This window comes from Pseudomonas sp. GW458-11-26-14-LB4 (assembly GCF_059423925.1).
On the sequence record NZ_JBWKYU010000005.1, the window covers coordinates 58,992 to 76,682 of the forward strand.

Here is a 17,691-nt window from a genome sequence, read left to right on the forward strand (position 1 = left end):
ATTCCGAGTGGTGGTCGGTCGGAGCCATCAGTAGGATAGGCCACCGTCACGGGCCACATCAAAGGCCCAATTTGCATAGCCGCGCGCTTATCGGCGCCGGTGAATCTAGGAATTCTTATGGACCGCGTGCGAAATTTACTGGAACAGATCCAGAGTCGCCTTGAAGAGCTGAACAAGGCCGAACGCAAAGTCGCCGAAGTGATCCTGCTCAACCCACAGCAGGCCACCCGCTTCAGCATCGCCGCCCTCGCCCAGGCGGCGTCGGTCAGTGAACCGACGGTCAACCGTTTCTGCCGTTCGTTCGGCGTCAGCGGCTATCCCGAACTCAAGCTGCAACTGGCCCAGAGCCTGGCCAGCGGCGCGGCGTATGTCAGCCGTGCGGTAGAAGCCGACGACAATCCCGAGGCCTACACGCAGAAGATTTTCGGCAGTGCGATCGCGTCTTTGGACAGCGCTTGCCAGGCGCTGGACCCGAACCTGATCAGCCGCGCCGTCGACCTGTTGATCCAGGCCCGGCAGATCCACTTCTTCGGCTTGGGTGCTTCGGCTCCGGTGGCTTTGGATGCGCAGCACAAGTTCTTCCGTTTCAACCTCGCGGTCACCGCCCACGCCGATGTGCTGATGCAGCGGATGATTGCCTCGGTGGCGCACACCGGCGAGCTGTTCGTGATCATTTCCTACACCGGCCGCACCCGCGAACTGGTGGAAGTGGCGCGCATCGCCCGGGAGAACGGCGCTTCGGTGCTGGGCCTGACGGCAGAGAATTCGCCACTGGCCAAGGCCAGTACGCTGAGCCTGAATATTCCGCTGCCGGAAGACACCGACATCTACATGCCGATGACCTCGCGGATCATTCAGTTGACCGTGCTGGATGTACTGGCGACGGGGATGACGCTGCGTCGCGGGGTGGATTTCCAGCCGCATCTGCGCAAGATCAAAGAGAGCTTGAATGCGAGCCGGTATCCGGTGGGTGACGAGTTCAACTGAAGATCAAAAGCCCCTCACCCTTACCCTCTCCCGGAGGGAGAGGGGACTGACCGAAGTGTCTTGCGCTATACATCGACTTGAAAGATTGGGTCGATTATGGATTCAAAGACATTCGTTCAATTCGGTGAATCTCTTGAATATCCCCCAATCGGTCCCCTCTCCCCCTGGGAGAGGGTTAGGGTGAGGGCAGCGGTCGAATTGACACACTCAAGCCCCAGCCCAAGCCTGCAAACTCAAATGCGCCTTCTCCCCCGGCGCCAGATGCAGGCTGTCGGTCCCGCCCGCCGCCGCTTCAACACAGACAAATTCCGAGATCTCATCCCAAGTCACGCCGAGCAACGGCCGCGCGCCCGGATGCCACACCACGGTGTCCGCGCTGTCACCGGTATCGATGCACAATTCGCGCTGCCAGGCGTGATCCTTGAGCTGCAATTCGCCGTCGTGCTGAAACACTCGCTGACAGCCGCCATCAACCCGCAACTCGCCTTCCTGCTGGCAAACCTCACGGTTCAACTGGTCATAACCCTGCGCCCCTTCGAGCCCAGACAGCGCTATCTCACTCACGTCGCCAATACGCCAGTAAGCGTGCAAAGCCTGGCTCAACTGGCACGGCATGTCGTCCTGATGCTCAGTGCTCAGGCGCAATTCCATGCGTTCGCCCAGATGCGCGTGCAGGTCCACCTGCCAGTCGCACAGCTGCAATTGCCAATGCAGGCGCACGCCGTCATCACCGGTGCTGCTGTCGAGCAGTTTCCAGTCCAGAAGTCGCGCCCAGCCATGGGACGGCCACGCGTTTTCGCTCGGGTGACGGCCATACCATGGCCAGCAAACCGGCACGCCGCCGCGAATCGCGCCGACATGCGGCCATTTCGCCGCGCACCATAACCACGGCTTTTGCCCGCGCGGCTGAAAATGCAGCAATTGCGCGCCCTGGCGACTGAACACCGCCTGACACAGCGGATGATCGATCACCAGCACATCGCGCATCTGATAGCGCTCCCAGGCGAACACCGGACGTTCGCGCAAGGATTTGAAGAAGCGTTGCAGCGGATGCTCATGCATGGGCCACGGTTCCAGATTCAACTTTCATGGGCTGCGACACCCCTGTCCAAAAAAAAGCGGACAGCCTTGGCTGTCCGCAAATATGCGCACATAGAGAGGAGCTTATCGCAGACGCGTCAGAACGTAGACTGAATTTTCAGGCCAGCGACCAAAGCGTTATCCACTTCATCCACACCGCCCGGATGAGTGATGTATTGCAGGTTCGGGCGTACGGTCAGCCAGTTGGTCACGTGGAAGCCGTAGTTGATCTCGTAGTTGTATTCGGTTTCACGAATCGGCGAGAACACCGGATTGTCGTAGTCCGAAACACCGTTGGCGACGTTGAGCAGCTCGGCGTTTTTCTTCACGTCATTGTTCACGTGAATACGTGCCGCACCGATACCGACGTCATCTTTCGGACGTGCGTCGAACGGGCCTTTGTACACAAACATCAAGGACTGGTAGTTGTCGATGAAGTTGGTGTCCTTGTCATGGAACGTGGCGTTGGCAGCGATGTTCAGACCACGGCTCTTGTCACCGTTGTGGCTGGTGAGTTGTTGCTGTGCAACGAACCAGTAACCGTGCTTGCTGCTGTGGGTGCGGTAGGCGTCACCGGTGGTTGCCGCGTCGAAACCGTTGACGTCTTCGCGAACGTCGTCGGCATCGGCCGTGCTCTTGTAGTAACCGACACGGTATTCGCCCGGCAGGCCGTTCGGGTTAGGCAACCAGACCAGTTCCACTGGCAACACGGTGCCTTTGGTGCCGCTGCCGCTCAACTTGAAGCCGTTGCCGTGTTCCAGTTGCGACGGGTTCTGGTTGTACGCACCAATCTGCGCGTAGAGCTCGTCGTTGATGTTGTATTTGACGCGAATGGCCGCCTGGCTGACCGGCCAGTTGTACCAGATGTTGGTCGCCCAGTTACCCACTTGCGAACCGCAGAACGCCAGGTTCTGGAACTCGCACGGGAAGGTGTTGAAGTCTTCGCCTTCGCCGAAGTAACCGGCCTTGATGTCGAGTTTGTTGTCGAAGAACTGATGTTTGATCCACAACTGGGTCAGACGCACCATGTGGCCACGACCGTAGACTTCCTGCGAGGAACTCAGGGTGCCGGCACGCGGATCGCCAACGCGGTCGTTGGAAATGTTGTAGCCGTTACGGTTGGTGAACTGGATCTTGGCCTGGGTGTTGTCCCAGCCCCACAGTTTTTGCAGATCCAGCGCCACGCCCAGACCGAACTGGTCGGCGTAACGCGCTGTCTTGTCGTCGTTGAAACCGCCGTGAAGGTTGCCGCCCACTTCACCGACGTAGTCCATCTTGATGTCGATACCCTGCTCGATCAGCTTGGTACGTTCGCCACCCCAGTCCCCGGTCATCCACTCCGAATCGGAGCTGAACGCGTCAGCCGCGTGGACGCTACCGGCCAGCATCATTGCCGCAACTGCTGACAACTGGCCGATTCGCTGAGCGTTGTTGTTCTTCTTCATCCCTACATCCTCGTTTTATTGTTATTAACTGTTCTTCTTATTTAACGCGGTTTACATCTGATGCGGCGCGCGACAGGCCACGCACCGCGTGCTCCCTGCGGAAACGGGCGAGCCCGCTCCCGCATTTGTTGATCAGCGACCCTTGAACTGGGCCACGTTGGCGCTGTGCGACTCGGTTTTCGGCAGGCCCGCAACCCCCAGGCGCTCGCCGGACTTGGCATCGAACAGCAGCACTTTCGACGGATCGAATTGCAGGGTCAGGGTCTCACCCACCTGCGGCGCCACATCCGGCGCCAGACGGCAGCAGACCTTGGTGTCGTTGAGGTTGACGAACACCAGGGTGTCCGGACCGGTCGGCTCGGTGACCTGCACTTCAGCCTTGATGCTCGGCAAGCCATTGCCCTCGCCATTGGCCAGGACAATCTGCTCCGGGCGCAGGCCGAGGATCACTTCGCGGTCTTCGAGTCCGGCGTCCTGCATCGCCATCGGCAATTCGCAACGGGCCTGGCCGCTGTCGAGCAGCGCCACCAGACGGCCGTCCTTGCGTTGCAGACGCAGCGGGATGAAGTTCATCGGCGGCGAACCGATGAAGCTCGCGACGAACAGGTTGGCCGGGTCGTTGTAGATCTCTTTCGGCGTACCGAACTGCTGGATGATCCCGTCCTTCATCACCGCCACTTTGTCGCCCAACGTCATCGCTTCGATCTGGTCGTGGGTCACGTAGACCGTGGTGGTTTTCAGACGCTGGTGCATCAGTTTCATTTCGGTGCGCATCTCGACGCGCAGTTTGGCGTCGAGGTTGGACAGCGGTTCGTCGAACAGATAGATCTTCGGCCGACGCGCCAGGGCACGGCCCATCGCCACGCGCTGTTGCTGGCCGCCGGAGAGCTGACCCGGCTTGCGATTGAGCAGGTGCTCGATCTGCAGCAGCTTGGCCACGCGGGCGACTTCTTCGTCGATCGCCGACTGGCTCATCTTGCGGATCTTCAGACCGAACTCGATGTTCTCGCGCACGCTCATGGTCGGATACAGCGCGTAGGACTGGAACACCATGGCGATGTCGCGATCTTTCGGGCTCATGCCGCTGACATCCTGGTCACCGATCATGATCGCGCCGCCGGTGATGGTTTCCAGGCCGGCGATGCAGTTCATCAGGGTCGACTTGCCGCAGCCCGAGGGCCCGACGAGGATCAGGAACTCACCGTCCTTGATCGACAGTTCGATGTTCTTCAGGGTGTCCGGCAGGCCGGTACCGTAGGTCTTGTTTACATTGCGAAGTTCGAGCGTAGCCATGATTACCCCTTGACTGCGCCGGCCGTCAGCCCGCGCACGAAATACTTGCCTGCGACCACATAGACCAGCAGGGTCGGCAGCCCGGCGATCATCGCCGCCGCCATATCCACGTTGTATTCCTTGGCCCCGGTGCTGGTGTTGACCAGGTTGTTCAGCGCCACCGTGATCGGTTGCGAATCACCGCTGGAGAACACCACGCCGAACAGGAAGTCGTTCCAGATCTGGGTGAACTGCCAGATCAGGCAGACCATGATGATCGGAGTGGACATCGGCAGGATGATCTGGCGGAAGATCGTGAAGAACCCCGCGCCATCGAGACGCGCGGCCTTGATCAGCGCATCCGGAATGCTCACGTAGTAGTTACGGAAGAACAGCGTGGTGAACGCCAGACCGTAGACCACATGGATGAACACCAGGCCGGTAGTGGTGCTCGCCAGGCCCATCTTGCCGAGGGTGAACGACGCCGGCAGCAGCACGGTCTGGAACGGCAGGAAGCAGCCGAACAACAGCAGGCCGAAGAACAGCTGCGAACCGCGGAAGCGCCAGAACGACAGCACATAACCGTTCAACGCACCGATGGCGGTGGAGATGATCACGGCCGGAACGGTGATCTTGATCGAGTTCCAGAAGTAGCCGTCAACGGTGGCCCAGGCTTTCACCCAGCCGATGCCGCTGACCACGGTCGGCCAGCTCAGCAGGTTGCCGGTGGAGATGTCTTCCGGGGTCTTGAAGCTGGTCAGCAGCATGACCACCAGCGGTACCAGATACAGCAGGACCGCAAGGATCAGCACCGCGTAGATCGCGATGCGACTCAGGCTGATGGCCGGTTTGGAGGCGAGACTAGTCATGACGCTTGGTCCTCAGCTCGGAGTACAGGTAAGGCACGATGATCGCGAGGATCGCACCGAGCATCAGGATTGCACTGGCCGAGCCCATGCCCATCTGTCCACGGCTGAAGGTGAACGAGTACATGAACATCGCCGGCAAATCGGAGGAATAACCCGGGCCGCCGGCCGTCATGGCCGCCACCAGGTCGAAGCTCTTGATCGCGATGTGCGCCAGGATCATCACCGCACTGAAGAACACCGGACGCAGGCTTGGCAGCACAACCTTCCAGTAGATGCGCGGCATGCTCGCGCCGTCGATCTGGGCGGCACGAATGATCGATTGATCGACGCCACGCAGACCGGCGAGGAACATCGCCATGATGAAGCCCGAAGCCTGCCAGACCGCCGCGATCACCAGGCAATACACCACGCGATCCGGGTCGATCAGCCAGTCGAGACGGAAGCCTTCCCAGCCCCAGTCCCGCAGCAATTTGTCCAGGCCCATGCCCGGGTTGAGCAGCCATTTCCACGCAGTACCGGTGACGATCATCGAGAGCGCCATCGGGTACAGGTAAATGGTGCGGATAAAGCCTTCGCGACGGATTTTCTGGTCGAGGAAAATCGCCAGTGTCACGCCGATTACGAGGGTGATGCCGATGAACATGCCGCCGAACACGGCCAGGTTCTTGCTCGCCACCCACCAACGGTCGTTGTCGAACAGACGCTCGTATTGCGCCAGGCCTGCCCACTTGTAGTTCGGCAGGAAGGTCGACGTGGTGAACGACAGGACAAACGTCCAGAGGATATAGCCATAGAAGCCCACCAGAACGATGAACATGCTCGGCGCCAGCACCAGTTTCGGTAGCCAGCGCTGCAATGCGTCGAACGGCGAGGCCTTGCTGAACACAGCAACAGAACTCATGGGAAGATCCAATAAAAAAAGAGAAGAGCAGCTACGAGTTGAGAGCTGCAAGACCAGCAGAGCAGCGCTCTTGTCTCGCAGCTTGTAGCTCGCAGCTCGTCGCTACCGCTTACTTGGCAGCCTTGATGGCAGTGCCGAGTTTTTTGGCAGCGTCGGCCGGGTCGGCTTTCGGGTCGTTGATGTAGTTGGTCACGACATCAAAGAACGCGCCCTGAACTGCCAGCGTGGTCGCCATGTTGTGCGCCATGCTCGGTTGCAGGCCGCCGTTCTTGGCGTCTGCCAGGAAGTCCTTGGCAGCGGTCTGGGCGCAGGAGTCGAAACCGTACTTGCCCATGTCGGCGAGCATGTCGTTACGCACCGGGATCGAGCCCTTGTTGATGCTGAAGACTTTCTGGAAGTTTTCACCCAGCACGACTTTGGCGATGTCCTGCTGACCGGCCGCGGTGCCCGCGTCCTTCTGCTTGAACACGGCCAGCGAGTCGATGTTGTAGGTGAACGCCTTGTCGGTGCCCGGGAAGGCTACGCACTCGTAGTCCTTGCCGGCGACTTTCTTGGCGGCGGTCCATTCGGACTTGGCCCAGTCACCCATGATCTGCATGCCGGCCTTGCCGTTGATGACCTTGGCCGCTTCCAGGTTCCAGTCCTGGCCTTTGCCGTCCTGGTCCATGTAGGTCGCGACTTTCTTCAGCTCGGTCAGGGCCTTGACCATTTCCGGGCCGGTCAGGGCAGCGTTGTCCAGGTCGACCAGGGCTTTCTTGTAACCATCAACGCCCATCACCGACAGCACGACCGCTTCGAACACGGTGCTGTCCTGCCATGGCTGGCCGCCGTGAGCCAGCGGGATGAAGCCCGCCGCTTTCAGCTTGTCGCCGGCGGCGTAGAATTCTTCGAGGGTGGTCGGGGCTTTTTCGATACCGGCTTTCTTGAAGACTTCCGGGTTGATCCACAGCCAGTTCACGCGGTGAATGTTCACCGGGACGGCCACGTAATCACCTTCGAACTTCACGGTGTCGGAGACTTTCTTGTCGAGCAGGCTGTCCCACTTCTCGGACTTGGAAACGTCTTTCAGGACGTCAGTGTCGAGCAGACCGGTCGACGCCCATTCCTGGATGTCCGGGCCTTTGATCTGGGCAACGCCTGGCGGGTTGCCGGCTACCGCGCGGCTTTTCAGCACGGTCATGGCAGTCGCACCGCCACCACCGGCGACAGCGCCGTCTTTCCAGGTGAAACCGTCTTTCTCGACTTGTGCCTTGAGCACATCGACGGCAGCTTTTTCGCCACCGGACGTCCACCAATGCACGACTTCCACCGAACCTTTGGATTCGGCAGCGGAAACACTCAGGGGCAGCACAGCGAGCGGGAACAGGGAGGCGACAGAAATGACAGTAGCGAGGCGAGAAATCGCATTCATCTGAGATGTACCTTTCTTGTTGTTATGCATGCAAGTCTGGTGCTTGCGCTGCACACGAGTTTAAACAGAGCGTTTCCCCTCGCAGGTAACGAAGGGACGCGCGAATGTCACCACATGGTTACACAGGAACGCTTCGGGAAAGCTGTGCCAGAGCACTGGCCATGCTCGGCGCCAGCGGCAGACGCGGAATCAGCACGGCCTGCCAGGCGTGGTACAGATCCGGTTTGCCCGCCCAGATATCGGCACTTGGGCGGTTCTGCGGATCGAGTTCGTGGTGCCAGCTGCCGTCGCAGCGGTCGATGAAATACGTTTCGCAAAATTCCCAGAACAGGCGATACCAGGTTTCGTACTGCGCATCGCCGGTGCGTTTGAGCAAGGCACTGGCGGCAGCGCTGGCTTCGGCGTGAGTCCAGTGCAGGCGATGACGCACCACCGCTTTGTTGTTCCAGTCGAGGGTGTAGACGATGCCTGGCGCGCCATCGACGTCCCAGCCATGACGGCAGTTGTTCTCGAACAGCTTTTGCGCGTCAGTGGCCAGCCAGCCGGGCGTGAGCATGCCGGCCTGAACCCGCGCGGCTTCGAGGTGCAGCAACAGCCGCGCCCACTCGAAACCGTGGCCCGGTGTGGTGCCGTAGGGACGGAAACCGTCGGCGGGATTGTCATGGTTGTATTCACGCAGCGGCTGCCAGTCGCGGTCGAAATGCTCGATCACCAGGTAATCGTTGGCGGCAGCGTGACCGTGAATCACCCGCTCGACGATGCGTTGCGCACGCACCAGCCAGCGCGGGTCTTCGGTGACATCGGCCAGCGCAAGGAAGGCTTCGGTGGCGTGCATGTTGCTGTTGGCACCGCGGTAGGCTTCTTCTTCGCGCCAGTCGCGATTGAAGAATTCGCGCATGGCGCCCTCTTCTTCGCTCCAGAAATAGGTGTCGATGATGTCGACGGCGTCATCCAGCAATGCCTGCGCACCGGGGCGTTGCGCGACCACCGCGGAACTGGCCGCCAGCGCGACGAAGGCATGCAGATAAGCGTTCTTGCCGGTGTTGCCGTCACGGTGCTCGGCGACAGCGAACCAGCCGCCGTGCAGCGCATCGCGCAACGGGCCGCGCAGGGCCGCAATGCCGTGATCGACCAGTTCGGCGAATCCCGGCAGACCCTGAATGTGGGCCATGGCGAAGCTGTGGGTCATGCGTGCGGTGTTCATGGTTTCGGCTTGCGCGCCGGCCTGGAGCTGGCCGCGCTCATCGAGATTGCCGAAGCCTTCGGGCAATCGCGAAGCCTTGGCAAATGCCAGCAGGCGCAGGCCTTCGTCGGCGAGCCATTGCTGGTGGGCAGGGGCGTTCAGCCAACTGCTGAAGCCCGGATTGAAGTGATCCATGGGTGGCCTTTTTTGTTGTTATGACTGCGGGCAGTCTAAACAACGGGCCGGGAGGGGCTTGTAACGAAGGGGGCGGGTTTTGTCACCGAGTCGTGACAAAGAGCCAGCCCTCACCCCAGCCCTCTCCCGGAGGGAGAGGGGGCCGACCGAGGGATATTGCAGAGGTACGCCGACCTGAACGATTCGCTTTGAATCCATAATCGATAAGGTCTTTCAGGTCGATGTATGACGCCAGACACCTCGGTCGGTCCCCTCTCCCTCCGGGAGAGGGCTAGGGTGAGGGCAAGCTTTTGACTTAATCCGCCGAACGCGGCAATTGCAGGGTCACGCGCAATCCACCCTCACGCAGATTCTGCAACGTCACCTCACCGCCATGGCTATGGGCAATGTTGCGGGCGATCCCCAAACCGAGACCGTAACCCTGCTGCTGCCCCGCCAACCGGAAGTGCGGCTCGAACACCTGCTCCAACCGCTGCTCCGGCACGCCCGGGCCTTCGTCGTCGACATGCAGTACAAATGCGCTTTCGTCGTCATCGATGTGCAAGTGCGCGTTCTGGCCGTACTTCAACGCGTTGTCGATCAGGTTGCCGATGCAGCGCTTGAGCGCCAACGGCTTGCCCGGATACGCCGCCAGCGCCCGCCCCTGTTGGGTCACGCGGCCATTGCCGTTGGGTGCCAGATACGGCTCCACCAGACAGTCGAGCACATGGTTCAGGTCCACCGGCTCGATGTTTTCGTGGATGTCGGTGTCCTTCACGCATTGCAGCGCGCCTTTGACCAGCAGCTCCAATTCATCCAGATCGCGGCCGAACTTGGTTTGCAGTGTTTCGTCTTCCAGCAGTTCGACCCGCAGTCGCAAGCGGGTGATCGGCGTGCGCAGGTCATGGGAAATCGCGCTGAACAACTGGCTGCGCTCGGTCAGGTAACGGCTGATGCGCTCGCGCATGGTGTTGAAGGCGCGGCCCACTTCGACCACTTCACTGCCGCCGCCCTCGGCCACCGGCTCGACGTCGGCGCCCAGCGACAAATCCCGCGCGGCCCGTGCCAGACGCTTGAGCGGCCGGCTCTGCCAGTGCACCAGCAGGCCGATGAACAACAACAGGAAACCGCTGGTGAAGACGATGAACCACACCTGCTGAGTCGGCAGGCCCTGTTCTTCAAGACTGGTGTAGGGTTCGGGCAGCAGTGAGGCGATGTACAGCCATTCACCCGGCGCCAACTGAATCTGGGTCACCAGCACCGGCGGATTCACCGGTTCCAGCGTCAACGCGTAATGCGCCCACGAACGTGGCAACTCATCGAGTTTCAACCCGGCGTTGAAGATCCGCAGGTCATCAGGGCTGACGAAGGTCACCAGAATGTCGGTGTCCTGGCCCAGCGACTGACGCAGCACTTCATCCACCGCTTTCAACACCGCTGCCTTGCGCGGTGTCACCGGCAGTACTTCCATGCCCAGCGGCTTGTCGTTCAGCGTCACCACAAAACGCGTGCCGCCCATACTGCGCAACTGATCGAGCACCAGCGGCCGATAGGCCACCGGCAACGAGCGGAAGTAACTGACACTGGCGGTCATCGAATGGGCGAGGCTGCGAGCGCTGGTGACCAGGCCTTCGAGCTGGGTCGCGCGCAATTGGGACACCCAGATCACGCTGGACAGGGTCTGGGCGAACAACACCGCGAGCAACGTCAGCAGCAACATCCGGCCGAGCAACGAACGCGGCATCGGCACTTTGCGCGCGGTGGTGCGCAGGAACTCAGTGACCATTGCCGGCAACCACATTGGCTGCCAGCTGGTAGCCGCTGCCACGCACGGTGCGGATCAGCCGTGGCGGTTTTTCGGTGTCGCGCAGACGCTGGCGCAAACGGCTGACGGCCATGTCGACGATGCGATCGAGGGGCATCAGGTCGCGGCCACGGGTGGCGTTGCCGATGGTGTCGCGGTCGAGGATTTGCTGAGGGTGATCGAGGAACAGTTTCAGCAGGGCGAAGTCGGCGCCGGAAAGAATCACTTCCTCGCCGTCGGTGTGGAACAGCCGATGGCTGACCATGTCCAGTCGCCACTCATCGAACGCCAGCACTTCACTGCCGCCGCGTTCCTGACCGAATTGGGCGCGACGCAGCAGGGCCTTGATCCGGGCTTGCAGTTCGCGGGGGCTGAAAGGTTTGCCGAGGTAGTCGTCGGCGCCTAGCTCCAGACCGATGACACGATCGGCTTCGTCGGAACTGGCGGTAAGCATGATGATCGGCACCTGGGCCTGACGCGGATGCTGGCGCACCCAGCGGCACAGGCTGAAGCCGTCTTCATCGGGCAGCATCACATCGAGGATCACCAGATCGCTCGGCGCTTCGTTCAACGCCTGACGAAAACCGGCGCCATCCGCCGTGGCCCGAACCTGAAAGCCCGCGCGGGTCAGGTAGGTTTCCAGCAACTCGCGTATCTCCTGGTCGTCATCGACCAACAAAATCGACTTGTTGACTGAGCTCACTTCGAAGGCATCCTTGTTGTTGGAATTGGGCGGATTATGCCTGATGTGTCGAGGGTTCCCACGCTCGGCGTGGGAATGATCATTTACCGGATTGTTCGAGCGCCACTCCTGCACCGACGAGCCCGGAATACGGCGCCGTCACCAGCCACACCGGAATCCCCTTGAAGTAATCGCTCATGCAGCCCTTGTCGGCGAAGCTGCGGGCGAAACCGCTTTCGAGGAAGAAGTCGGCAAAGCGCGGAATCACGCCACCCACGATGTACACCCCACCACGGCCGCCGGTGGTCAGCACGTTATTGCCGGCCACGCGACCGAGCCAGCAGCAGAATTGCTCCAGTACTTCCAGGGCAATCGGGTCGCCTGCAAGTCCCGCCGCAGTGATGGCCTCCGGCGTATCGAGTTTCGGTTCATGACCATCCACCGCGCAGATCGCCCGGTACACCCGAGGCAAGCCGCCGCCGCTCAACGCGGTTTCCGCGCTGACGTGGCCGATTTCGTTGTGGATGTGCTGCCAGAGCTGGGTTTCACGCAGACTGCTCAGCGGCAGATCGACGTGACCGCCCTCTCCCGGCAACGCGGCAAATCGACCTTCACCGAGATCGAGCAACGTGCCGACGCCCAGACCAGTGCCCGGGCCGATCACCACTGCCGGGCGCAATGGCTCAGGCTCGCCCTCGCAGACCACGCGAAATTCGCCGGGCTGCAAACGGGTCATGCCCAGCGCCATCGCCGAGAAGTCGTTGATCAGCAACAACTGCTCGACCTGCAAGGTCTGGCAGAACGCCTTGCGGCTCAGGCGCCAGTGGTTGTTGGTGAACTTGAATTCATCGCCGCTCACCGGCCCCGCCACCGACAGGCACACCGAACCGATGGCGCCTGGCGCCAGACCGAGCCCGCTCAGGTAGAGGCTGATCGCCTCTTCCGGGCTGGCATGGTCGGCCGTGGCCAGCACCTGAACCGATTCGAGCTGCTGATCTTTCCACAACGCGAACCGCGCGTTGGTGCCTCCGATGTCACCGACCAAAGCCAGTTTCAATTAAGCGTCTCCAGGGCAGAAGTGAAGGCGCTGGCGCCCTGCTCCGCCGAGCTGAAGGCCAAACGCATGAAGCCAAACAGCTCGCGACCGCTGCCGATGTTGTTGCCCAACAGGCCTTTGGCGGGTTCGCGCGCTGCGAATTCGGCGGCGTCCACCTTGAGTTCCAAAGTGCCTTTGACGCCATCGACGCGGATGATATCGCCCTCTTGCACCCGCGCCAAAGCGCCGCCGACATAAGCTTCGGGGCTGACATGAATGGCCGCCGGAATTTTCCCGGATGCGCCGGACATACGTCCGTCAGTCACCAGCGCAACCTTGAAGCCGCGATCCTGCAGCACGCCGAGGAACGGCGTCATCTTGTGCAGCTCCGGCATGCCGTTGGAGCGCGGGCCCTGGAAGCGCATCACCGCGACGAAATCTTTTTCAAGCAAACCGGCCTTGAAGGCGTCCGCCAGATCCTGTTGATCTTGGAACACCATGGCCGGTGCTTCGACAATCTGGTTTTCCAGCGCCACGGCGGACACCTTCATCACGCCACGACCGAGGTTGCCTTCCATCACGCGCAAGCCGCCCTCTGCCGAGAACGCACGGGCCACCGGACGCAGGATGTTTTCGTCGAGGCTGTCGGTCGGGCCTTCGCGCCACACCAACTTGCCGTTATCGAGGAACGGCTCCTTGGTGTACTGGCTCAGGCCGTGGCCGAGCACGGTGTTGACGTCTTCGTGCAGCAGGCCGGCTTCGAGCAGTTCGCGGATCAGGAACGACATGCCGCCCGCTGCCTGGAAGTGGTTGATGTCAGCCTTGCCGTTCGGATAGACGTGGCTCAGGGTCGGCACGACTTCGGAGAGGTCGGCCATGTCCTGCCAGGTCAGTTGAATGCCTGCCGCCATGGCGATGGCCGGCATGTGCAGGGTGTGGTTGGTCGAGCCGCCGGTGGCGTGCAGCGCGACGATCGAGTTGACCAGCGCCTTCTCGTCAACGATTTCGCCGATCGGCATGAAGTTGCCGTTCTGTTTGGTCAGGCGGGTGACCTGATGCGCGGCTTCGCGGGTCAGGGCCTCACGCAGCGGCGTGTTCGGGTTGACGAAGGACGCGCCCGGCAAGTGCAGGCCCATGACTTCCATCAGCAACTGGTTGGTGTTGGCGGTGCCGTAGAAGGTGCAGGTGCCCGGGCTGTGGTAGGACTTCATCTCCGATTCCAGCAGCTCTTCGCGGGTCGCCTTGCCTTCGGCGTACTTCTGCCGCACGTCGGCTTTTTCCTTGTTTGAAATCCCCGAGACCATCGGCCCGCCCGGTACGAAAATCGTCGGCAGGTGACCGAAACGCAAGGAGCCCATCATCAGGCCCGGAACGATCTTGTCGCAGATGCCGAGCATCAGCGCGCCGTCGAACATGTTGTGCGACAGCGCCACCGCCGTCGACATCGCGATCACTTCGCGGCTCGGCAGGCTCAGCTCCATGCCCGGCTCGCCCTGGGTCACTCCATCGCACATGGCCGGCGTACCGCCGGCGAACTGGCCGACCGAGCCGATTTCGCGCAGGGCGTTCTTGATCTGTTCCGGGAAGACTTCGTACGGCTGATGCGCCGAGAGCATGTCGTTATATGACGAAACAATTGCGATGTTCGCCGAGTTCATCATCCGCAGGCTGTGCTTGTCTTCGCTGCCACACCCGGCCACGCCATGGGCGAAGTTGGCGCATTGCAGCTTGCCGCGCATCGGCCCGTCGGTGGCGGCGCCGCGAATCAGTGCAAGGTAAGCCTGACGCGTGGCGCGGCTGCGGGCGATAAGCCGTTCGGTGACCTCAAGAACGCGGGGATGCATGTGTAGAACTCCAGGCTAACGGATGTGGCGACCTGATTGTCTATGCTGATCAAAAGCCCGTTCGCGTGGGATGACGAACGGTTTTCTTGATCATTCGGACCAGTTGATTCAGGTCACTCGTTGTAGATAAAACAAAATATTGCCACTAAAAAGGCTTGTTTTCTATTTTTATGCGAATAATCTTGTAATTCCAACAACAAAACGACGGCGGCGCTGTTCAATGACTCTTCGAATCGCAATCAATGGTTTTGGCCGTATCGGCCGTAATGTCCTGCGCGCACTGTATACCCAAGGCTATCGTCAGGATTTGCAGATCGTCGCCATCAACGATCTGGGCGACAGCGCGATCAATGCGCATCTGCTCAAGTACGACACCGTTCATGGCACATTCGACGCCGAAGTGGCTCATGACAACGAGAGCCTGACCGTCAACGGCGACCGCATTTCGGTCAGCGCCATCCGCAACCCGGCCGACCTGCCATGGGCCGCGGAAAAGATTGATGTGGTATTCGAATGCACCGGTCTGTTCACCGACCGGGCCAAAGCCGCCGCGCATATTACCGCCGGCGCACGCAAAGTGATTATCTCGGCCCCGGCCAAAGGCGCCGATGCCACCGTCGTTTACGGTGTGAACCACGACATTCTGCGCCAGTCGCACCAGATCATTTCCAACGCGTCGTGCACCACCAACTGCCTGGCCCCCGTGGCTCAGGTGCTGCACCGCGAACTGGGCATCGAAAATGGTCTGATGACCACGATTCACGCCTACACCAACGACCAGAACCTGACCGACGTCTACCACACCGACCCGTACCGCGCCCGCTCCGCCACCCAGAACATGATCCCGAGCAAGACCGGCGCTGCCGAAGCCGTGGGCCTGGTGCTGCCGGAACTGGCGGGCAAGCTGACCGGCATGGCCGTGCGTGTGCCGGTGATCAATGTGTCGCTGGTGGACCTGACCGTGCAGCTGAAGCGCGAAGCCTCGGCCGATGAGGTCAATGCACTGATGAAAGCGGCGAGCCAGCATTCGAAGATCCTCGGCTACAACACCCTGCCGCTGGTATCGAGCGACTTCAACCACAACCCGCTGTCGTCGATCTTCGACGCCAACCACACCAAAGCCAGCGGCAAACTGCTGAAAGTACTGGCCTGGTACGACAACGAGTGGGGCTTCTCCAACCGTATGCTCGATAACTGCCTGGCCCTGTGCAACGCGGAATAAAACCGCTGGCGCCGTTTTGAGAGCGGGCAAAAGCTTTACCAACCTTTGACAAATCAACACTTGACCACTCGGGCGGATGATAAGCATTATCATTCGCTCGAAATGGATCAGGTCTTCCCGTGAGTCAATCACACTTCAACCACGTCTTCCTCGCCCAGCGCACCTCGCTGCTGCGGACGCTGGAACGGATGGTCAACAACCACAGCACCGCCGAAGACCTGTTGCAGGAAACTTACCTGCGCGTCACCCGGGCGCTGAGCGAACGGGCCATCGATCACCTTGAACCCTTTGTCTTCCAGACCGCGCGCAACCTGGCACTGGATCATTTGCGTGCGCGCAAGATTCATTCGCGGACCATGGTCGACGACGTGCCGCAGGACGTGGTGCACAGCGTCGCCGCCCCCGCCAGCAGCGCCGAAGACGCCGCCCACGCCGAACAATTGCTGGAGCGCCTGAACGTGAGCCTCGGTGAACTCAGCCCCCGCCAACAGCAAATCTTCATCCTCAGCCGCCTGCACGGGCACAGCTATCAGGAAATCGCCGAAGAACTGAGCGTATCCCTCAGCACGGTGCAGAAAGAACTCAAACTGATCATGACCATCTGCATCGGTGTCGCCGAGCGCCTGAACGGCGACTGATCTGCAAGCCTTGTCGGTATTCGACAGGATCGACTGCACTGATCATCGGGCTTTGTTACCCTTGCCCGACTTTTACGCTTCACTAAAAAAACAGCCGTGCACAGACACTGCCGAGGAAACACCGTGACGGACACCCACCGCTCCCCTTCGCCTTCATCGGCGCAGGACGCCGCCAGCGCAATGGACCAGGCTCTGGACTGGCTCATCGTGCTCGGCAGTCCGGACGAGGAGCAGACCCGGCAATTCCATGCCTGGCTGGCGGCCGATCCGTTGAATGCCGAGGCGTTCGCCAAGGCTCAGGCAATCTGGGACGGCCCGCAGATCGCTCAGTGCGCGCAAAACCTCGCGGCCAAACCGAAGAAAGTTACCGTCCTCACTCGCCTGCGTCCGCACTGGAAACCGCTGGCCACCGCCGCGGTGCTGCTGCTCGGGCTGTTCAGTTTCAGCAACCTGCCGATGCGTCTGCAGGCCGATCACCTGACCGTAGTCGGCGAGCGTCAGCGCCTGCAGCTTGAGGACGGCTCGAAAGTCCTGCTGAACACCAATTCCGCGTTCTCCAGCACGATCAACGATCAGCAGCGAGTCGCGCGGCTGTATCAGGGCGAAGCGTTTTTCGAGATCCCGGCCAGCCGCAGCCAGCCGCTGGAAATCGACGCCGGGCCGGTGAAGGCCAGCGTGCGCGACACCGCGTTCGCCGTGCGTTATCTGGACGGCGTGGCGCAGGTGCGGGTGCAGCGCGGCGATGTCGATCTGCGGGCGACCCGTGACGATGCCCGTGTGCGGCTGTCCGCCGGGGAAAGCATCCGCATCGGCCCGAACGGTTTCGACCGTCCGGCCAAGGTCGACGCCGCCACCGATCTGGCCTGGGTGCAGGGTCGGCTGATCTTCGAGAACTGCCCGCTGAACCAGGTGCTGGCCGAACTGCGCCGCTACTACCCGGGCTTCATCATCAACACCAACGATCAGTTGGCCGACGTCGCCGTCACCGGCAATTACCGTCTCGACCAGCCGCTGGACGTGGTGCGTTCGCTCGCTCATATCACCTCGGCCAAGCTTCGGGAATTCCCGGCGCTGGTGATCTTGAACTAAATGAGAATTATTTTTACTCGATAGTCGAAGCTCGTTCGTCTCGTTATAGCCAAT

Annotated in this window: 15 protein-coding genes; 4 read left to right on the forward strand and 11 right to left on the reverse strand. The window is 61.0% G+C overall.

What is annotated here, in order from left to right; genetic code table 11:
* The first annotated feature begins 126 nt into the window (after nucleotides 1-126).
* On the forward strand, nucleotides 127-987 hold the full coding sequence (locus tag AC07XZ_RS08540) for a MurR/RpiR family transcriptional regulator (protein ID WP_169842436.1): 861 nt from the start codon (nucleotides 127-129) through the stop codon (nucleotides 985-987).
* Between the two features lie 207 nt (nucleotides 988-1,194).
* Here AC07XZ_RS08540 and AC07XZ_RS08545 read toward each other — a convergent pair whose 3' ends face one another.
* The 11 genes from AC07XZ_RS08545 to edd all read right to left on the reverse strand — a co-directional run bounded on the left by AC07XZ_RS08545 (nucleotide 1,195) and on the right by edd (nucleotide 14,688).
* Complete coding sequence (locus AC07XZ_RS08545; RefSeq protein WP_102687270.1) at nucleotides 1,195-2,049, reverse strand: D-hexose-6-phosphate mutarotase; 855 nt, start codon at nucleotides 2,047-2,049, stop codon at nucleotides 1,195-1,197.
* Nucleotides 2,050-2,165: 116 nt separating this feature from the next.
* Complete coding sequence (locus AC07XZ_RS08550; protein WP_085745182.1) at nucleotides 2,166-3,512, reverse strand: carbohydrate porin; 1,347 nt, start codon at nucleotides 3,510-3,512, stop codon at nucleotides 2,166-2,168.
* A 132-nt stretch (nucleotides 3,513-3,644) separates the two neighbouring features.
* The gene (locus tag AC07XZ_RS08555) at nucleotides 3,645-4,805 is read right to left on the reverse strand and encodes an ABC transporter ATP-binding protein (protein WP_102687269.1); all 1,161 of its coding nucleotides are present in this window, start codon (nucleotides 4,803-4,805) and stop codon (nucleotides 3,645-3,647) included.
* 2 nt (nucleotides 4,806-4,807) lie between these two features.
* Entirely contained in the window at nucleotides 4,808-5,653 is an 846-nt protein-coding gene (locus tag AC07XZ_RS08560) for a carbohydrate ABC transporter permease (RefSeq protein ID WP_007951164.1), read from the reverse strand.
* On the reverse strand, nucleotides 5,646-6,554 hold the full coding sequence (locus AC07XZ_RS08565; protein WP_007951166.1) for a carbohydrate ABC transporter permease: 909 nt from the start codon (nucleotides 6,552-6,554) through the stop codon (nucleotides 5,646-5,648). The genes AC07XZ_RS08560 and AC07XZ_RS08565 overlap by 8 nt, the downstream gene beginning before the upstream one ends.
* A gap of 109 nt (nucleotides 6,555-6,663) precedes the next feature.
* On the reverse strand, nucleotides 6,664-7,965 hold the full coding sequence (locus AC07XZ_RS08570; RefSeq protein WP_007951167.1) for an ABC transporter substrate-binding protein: 1,302 nt from the start codon (nucleotides 7,963-7,965) through the stop codon (nucleotides 6,664-6,666).
* Between the two features lie 118 nt (nucleotides 7,966-8,083).
* Nucleotides 8,084-9,343 (reverse strand): D-mannose isomerase, encoded by a 1,260-nt coding sequence (locus AC07XZ_RS08575; protein WP_102687268.1) that lies wholly within the window; start codon nucleotides 9,341-9,343, stop codon nucleotides 8,084-8,086.
* Nucleotides 9,344-9,638: 295 nt separating this feature from the next.
* Nucleotides 9,639-11,066, reverse strand: coding sequence for an ATP-binding protein (locus tag AC07XZ_RS08580; protein ID WP_162803872.1), 1,428 nt, complete (start codon nucleotides 11,064-11,066; stop codon nucleotides 9,639-9,641).
* A 31-nt stretch (nucleotides 11,067-11,097) separates the two neighbouring features.
* A complete protein-coding gene (locus AC07XZ_RS08585) occupies nucleotides 11,098-11,829 on the reverse strand; it encodes a response regulator (protein ID WP_007951171.1) in 732 nt (243 codons plus the stop codon).
* A 79-nt stretch (nucleotides 11,830-11,908) separates the two neighbouring features.
* Nucleotides 11,909-12,865, reverse strand: a complete 957-nt coding sequence (locus AC07XZ_RS08590) for a glucokinase (RefSeq protein WP_102687267.1) — start codon at nucleotides 12,863-12,865, stop codon at nucleotides 11,909-11,911.
* Nucleotides 12,862-14,688, reverse strand: coding sequence for a phosphogluconate dehydratase (gene edd, locus AC07XZ_RS08595; protein ID WP_085745187.1), 1,827 nt, complete (start codon nucleotides 14,686-14,688; stop codon nucleotides 12,862-12,864). Before edd ends, AC07XZ_RS08590 begins: the two co-directional genes overlap by 4 nt.
* A gap of 220 nt (nucleotides 14,689-14,908) precedes the next feature.
* Here edd and gap point away from each other — a divergent pair, with 220 nt between their 5' ends.
* From gap to AC07XZ_RS08610, 3 genes are all read left to right on the forward strand, one after another.
* The gene (gene gap / locus AC07XZ_RS08600; protein ID WP_102687266.1) at nucleotides 14,909-15,910 is read left to right on the forward strand and encodes a type I glyceraldehyde-3-phosphate dehydrogenase; all 1,002 of its coding nucleotides are present in this window, start codon (nucleotides 14,909-14,911) and stop codon (nucleotides 15,908-15,910) included.
* A 119-nt stretch (nucleotides 15,911-16,029) separates the two neighbouring features.
* Nucleotides 16,030-16,548, forward strand: a complete 519-nt coding sequence (locus tag AC07XZ_RS08605; RefSeq protein ID WP_007951175.1) for an RNA polymerase sigma factor — start codon at nucleotides 16,030-16,032, stop codon at nucleotides 16,546-16,548.
* Nucleotides 16,549-16,671: 123 nt separating this feature from the next.
* Entirely contained in the window at nucleotides 16,672-17,637 is a 966-nt protein-coding gene (locus AC07XZ_RS08610; protein ID WP_102687265.1) for a FecR family protein, read from the forward strand.
* Nucleotides 17,638-17,691 lie beyond the last annotated feature (54 nt).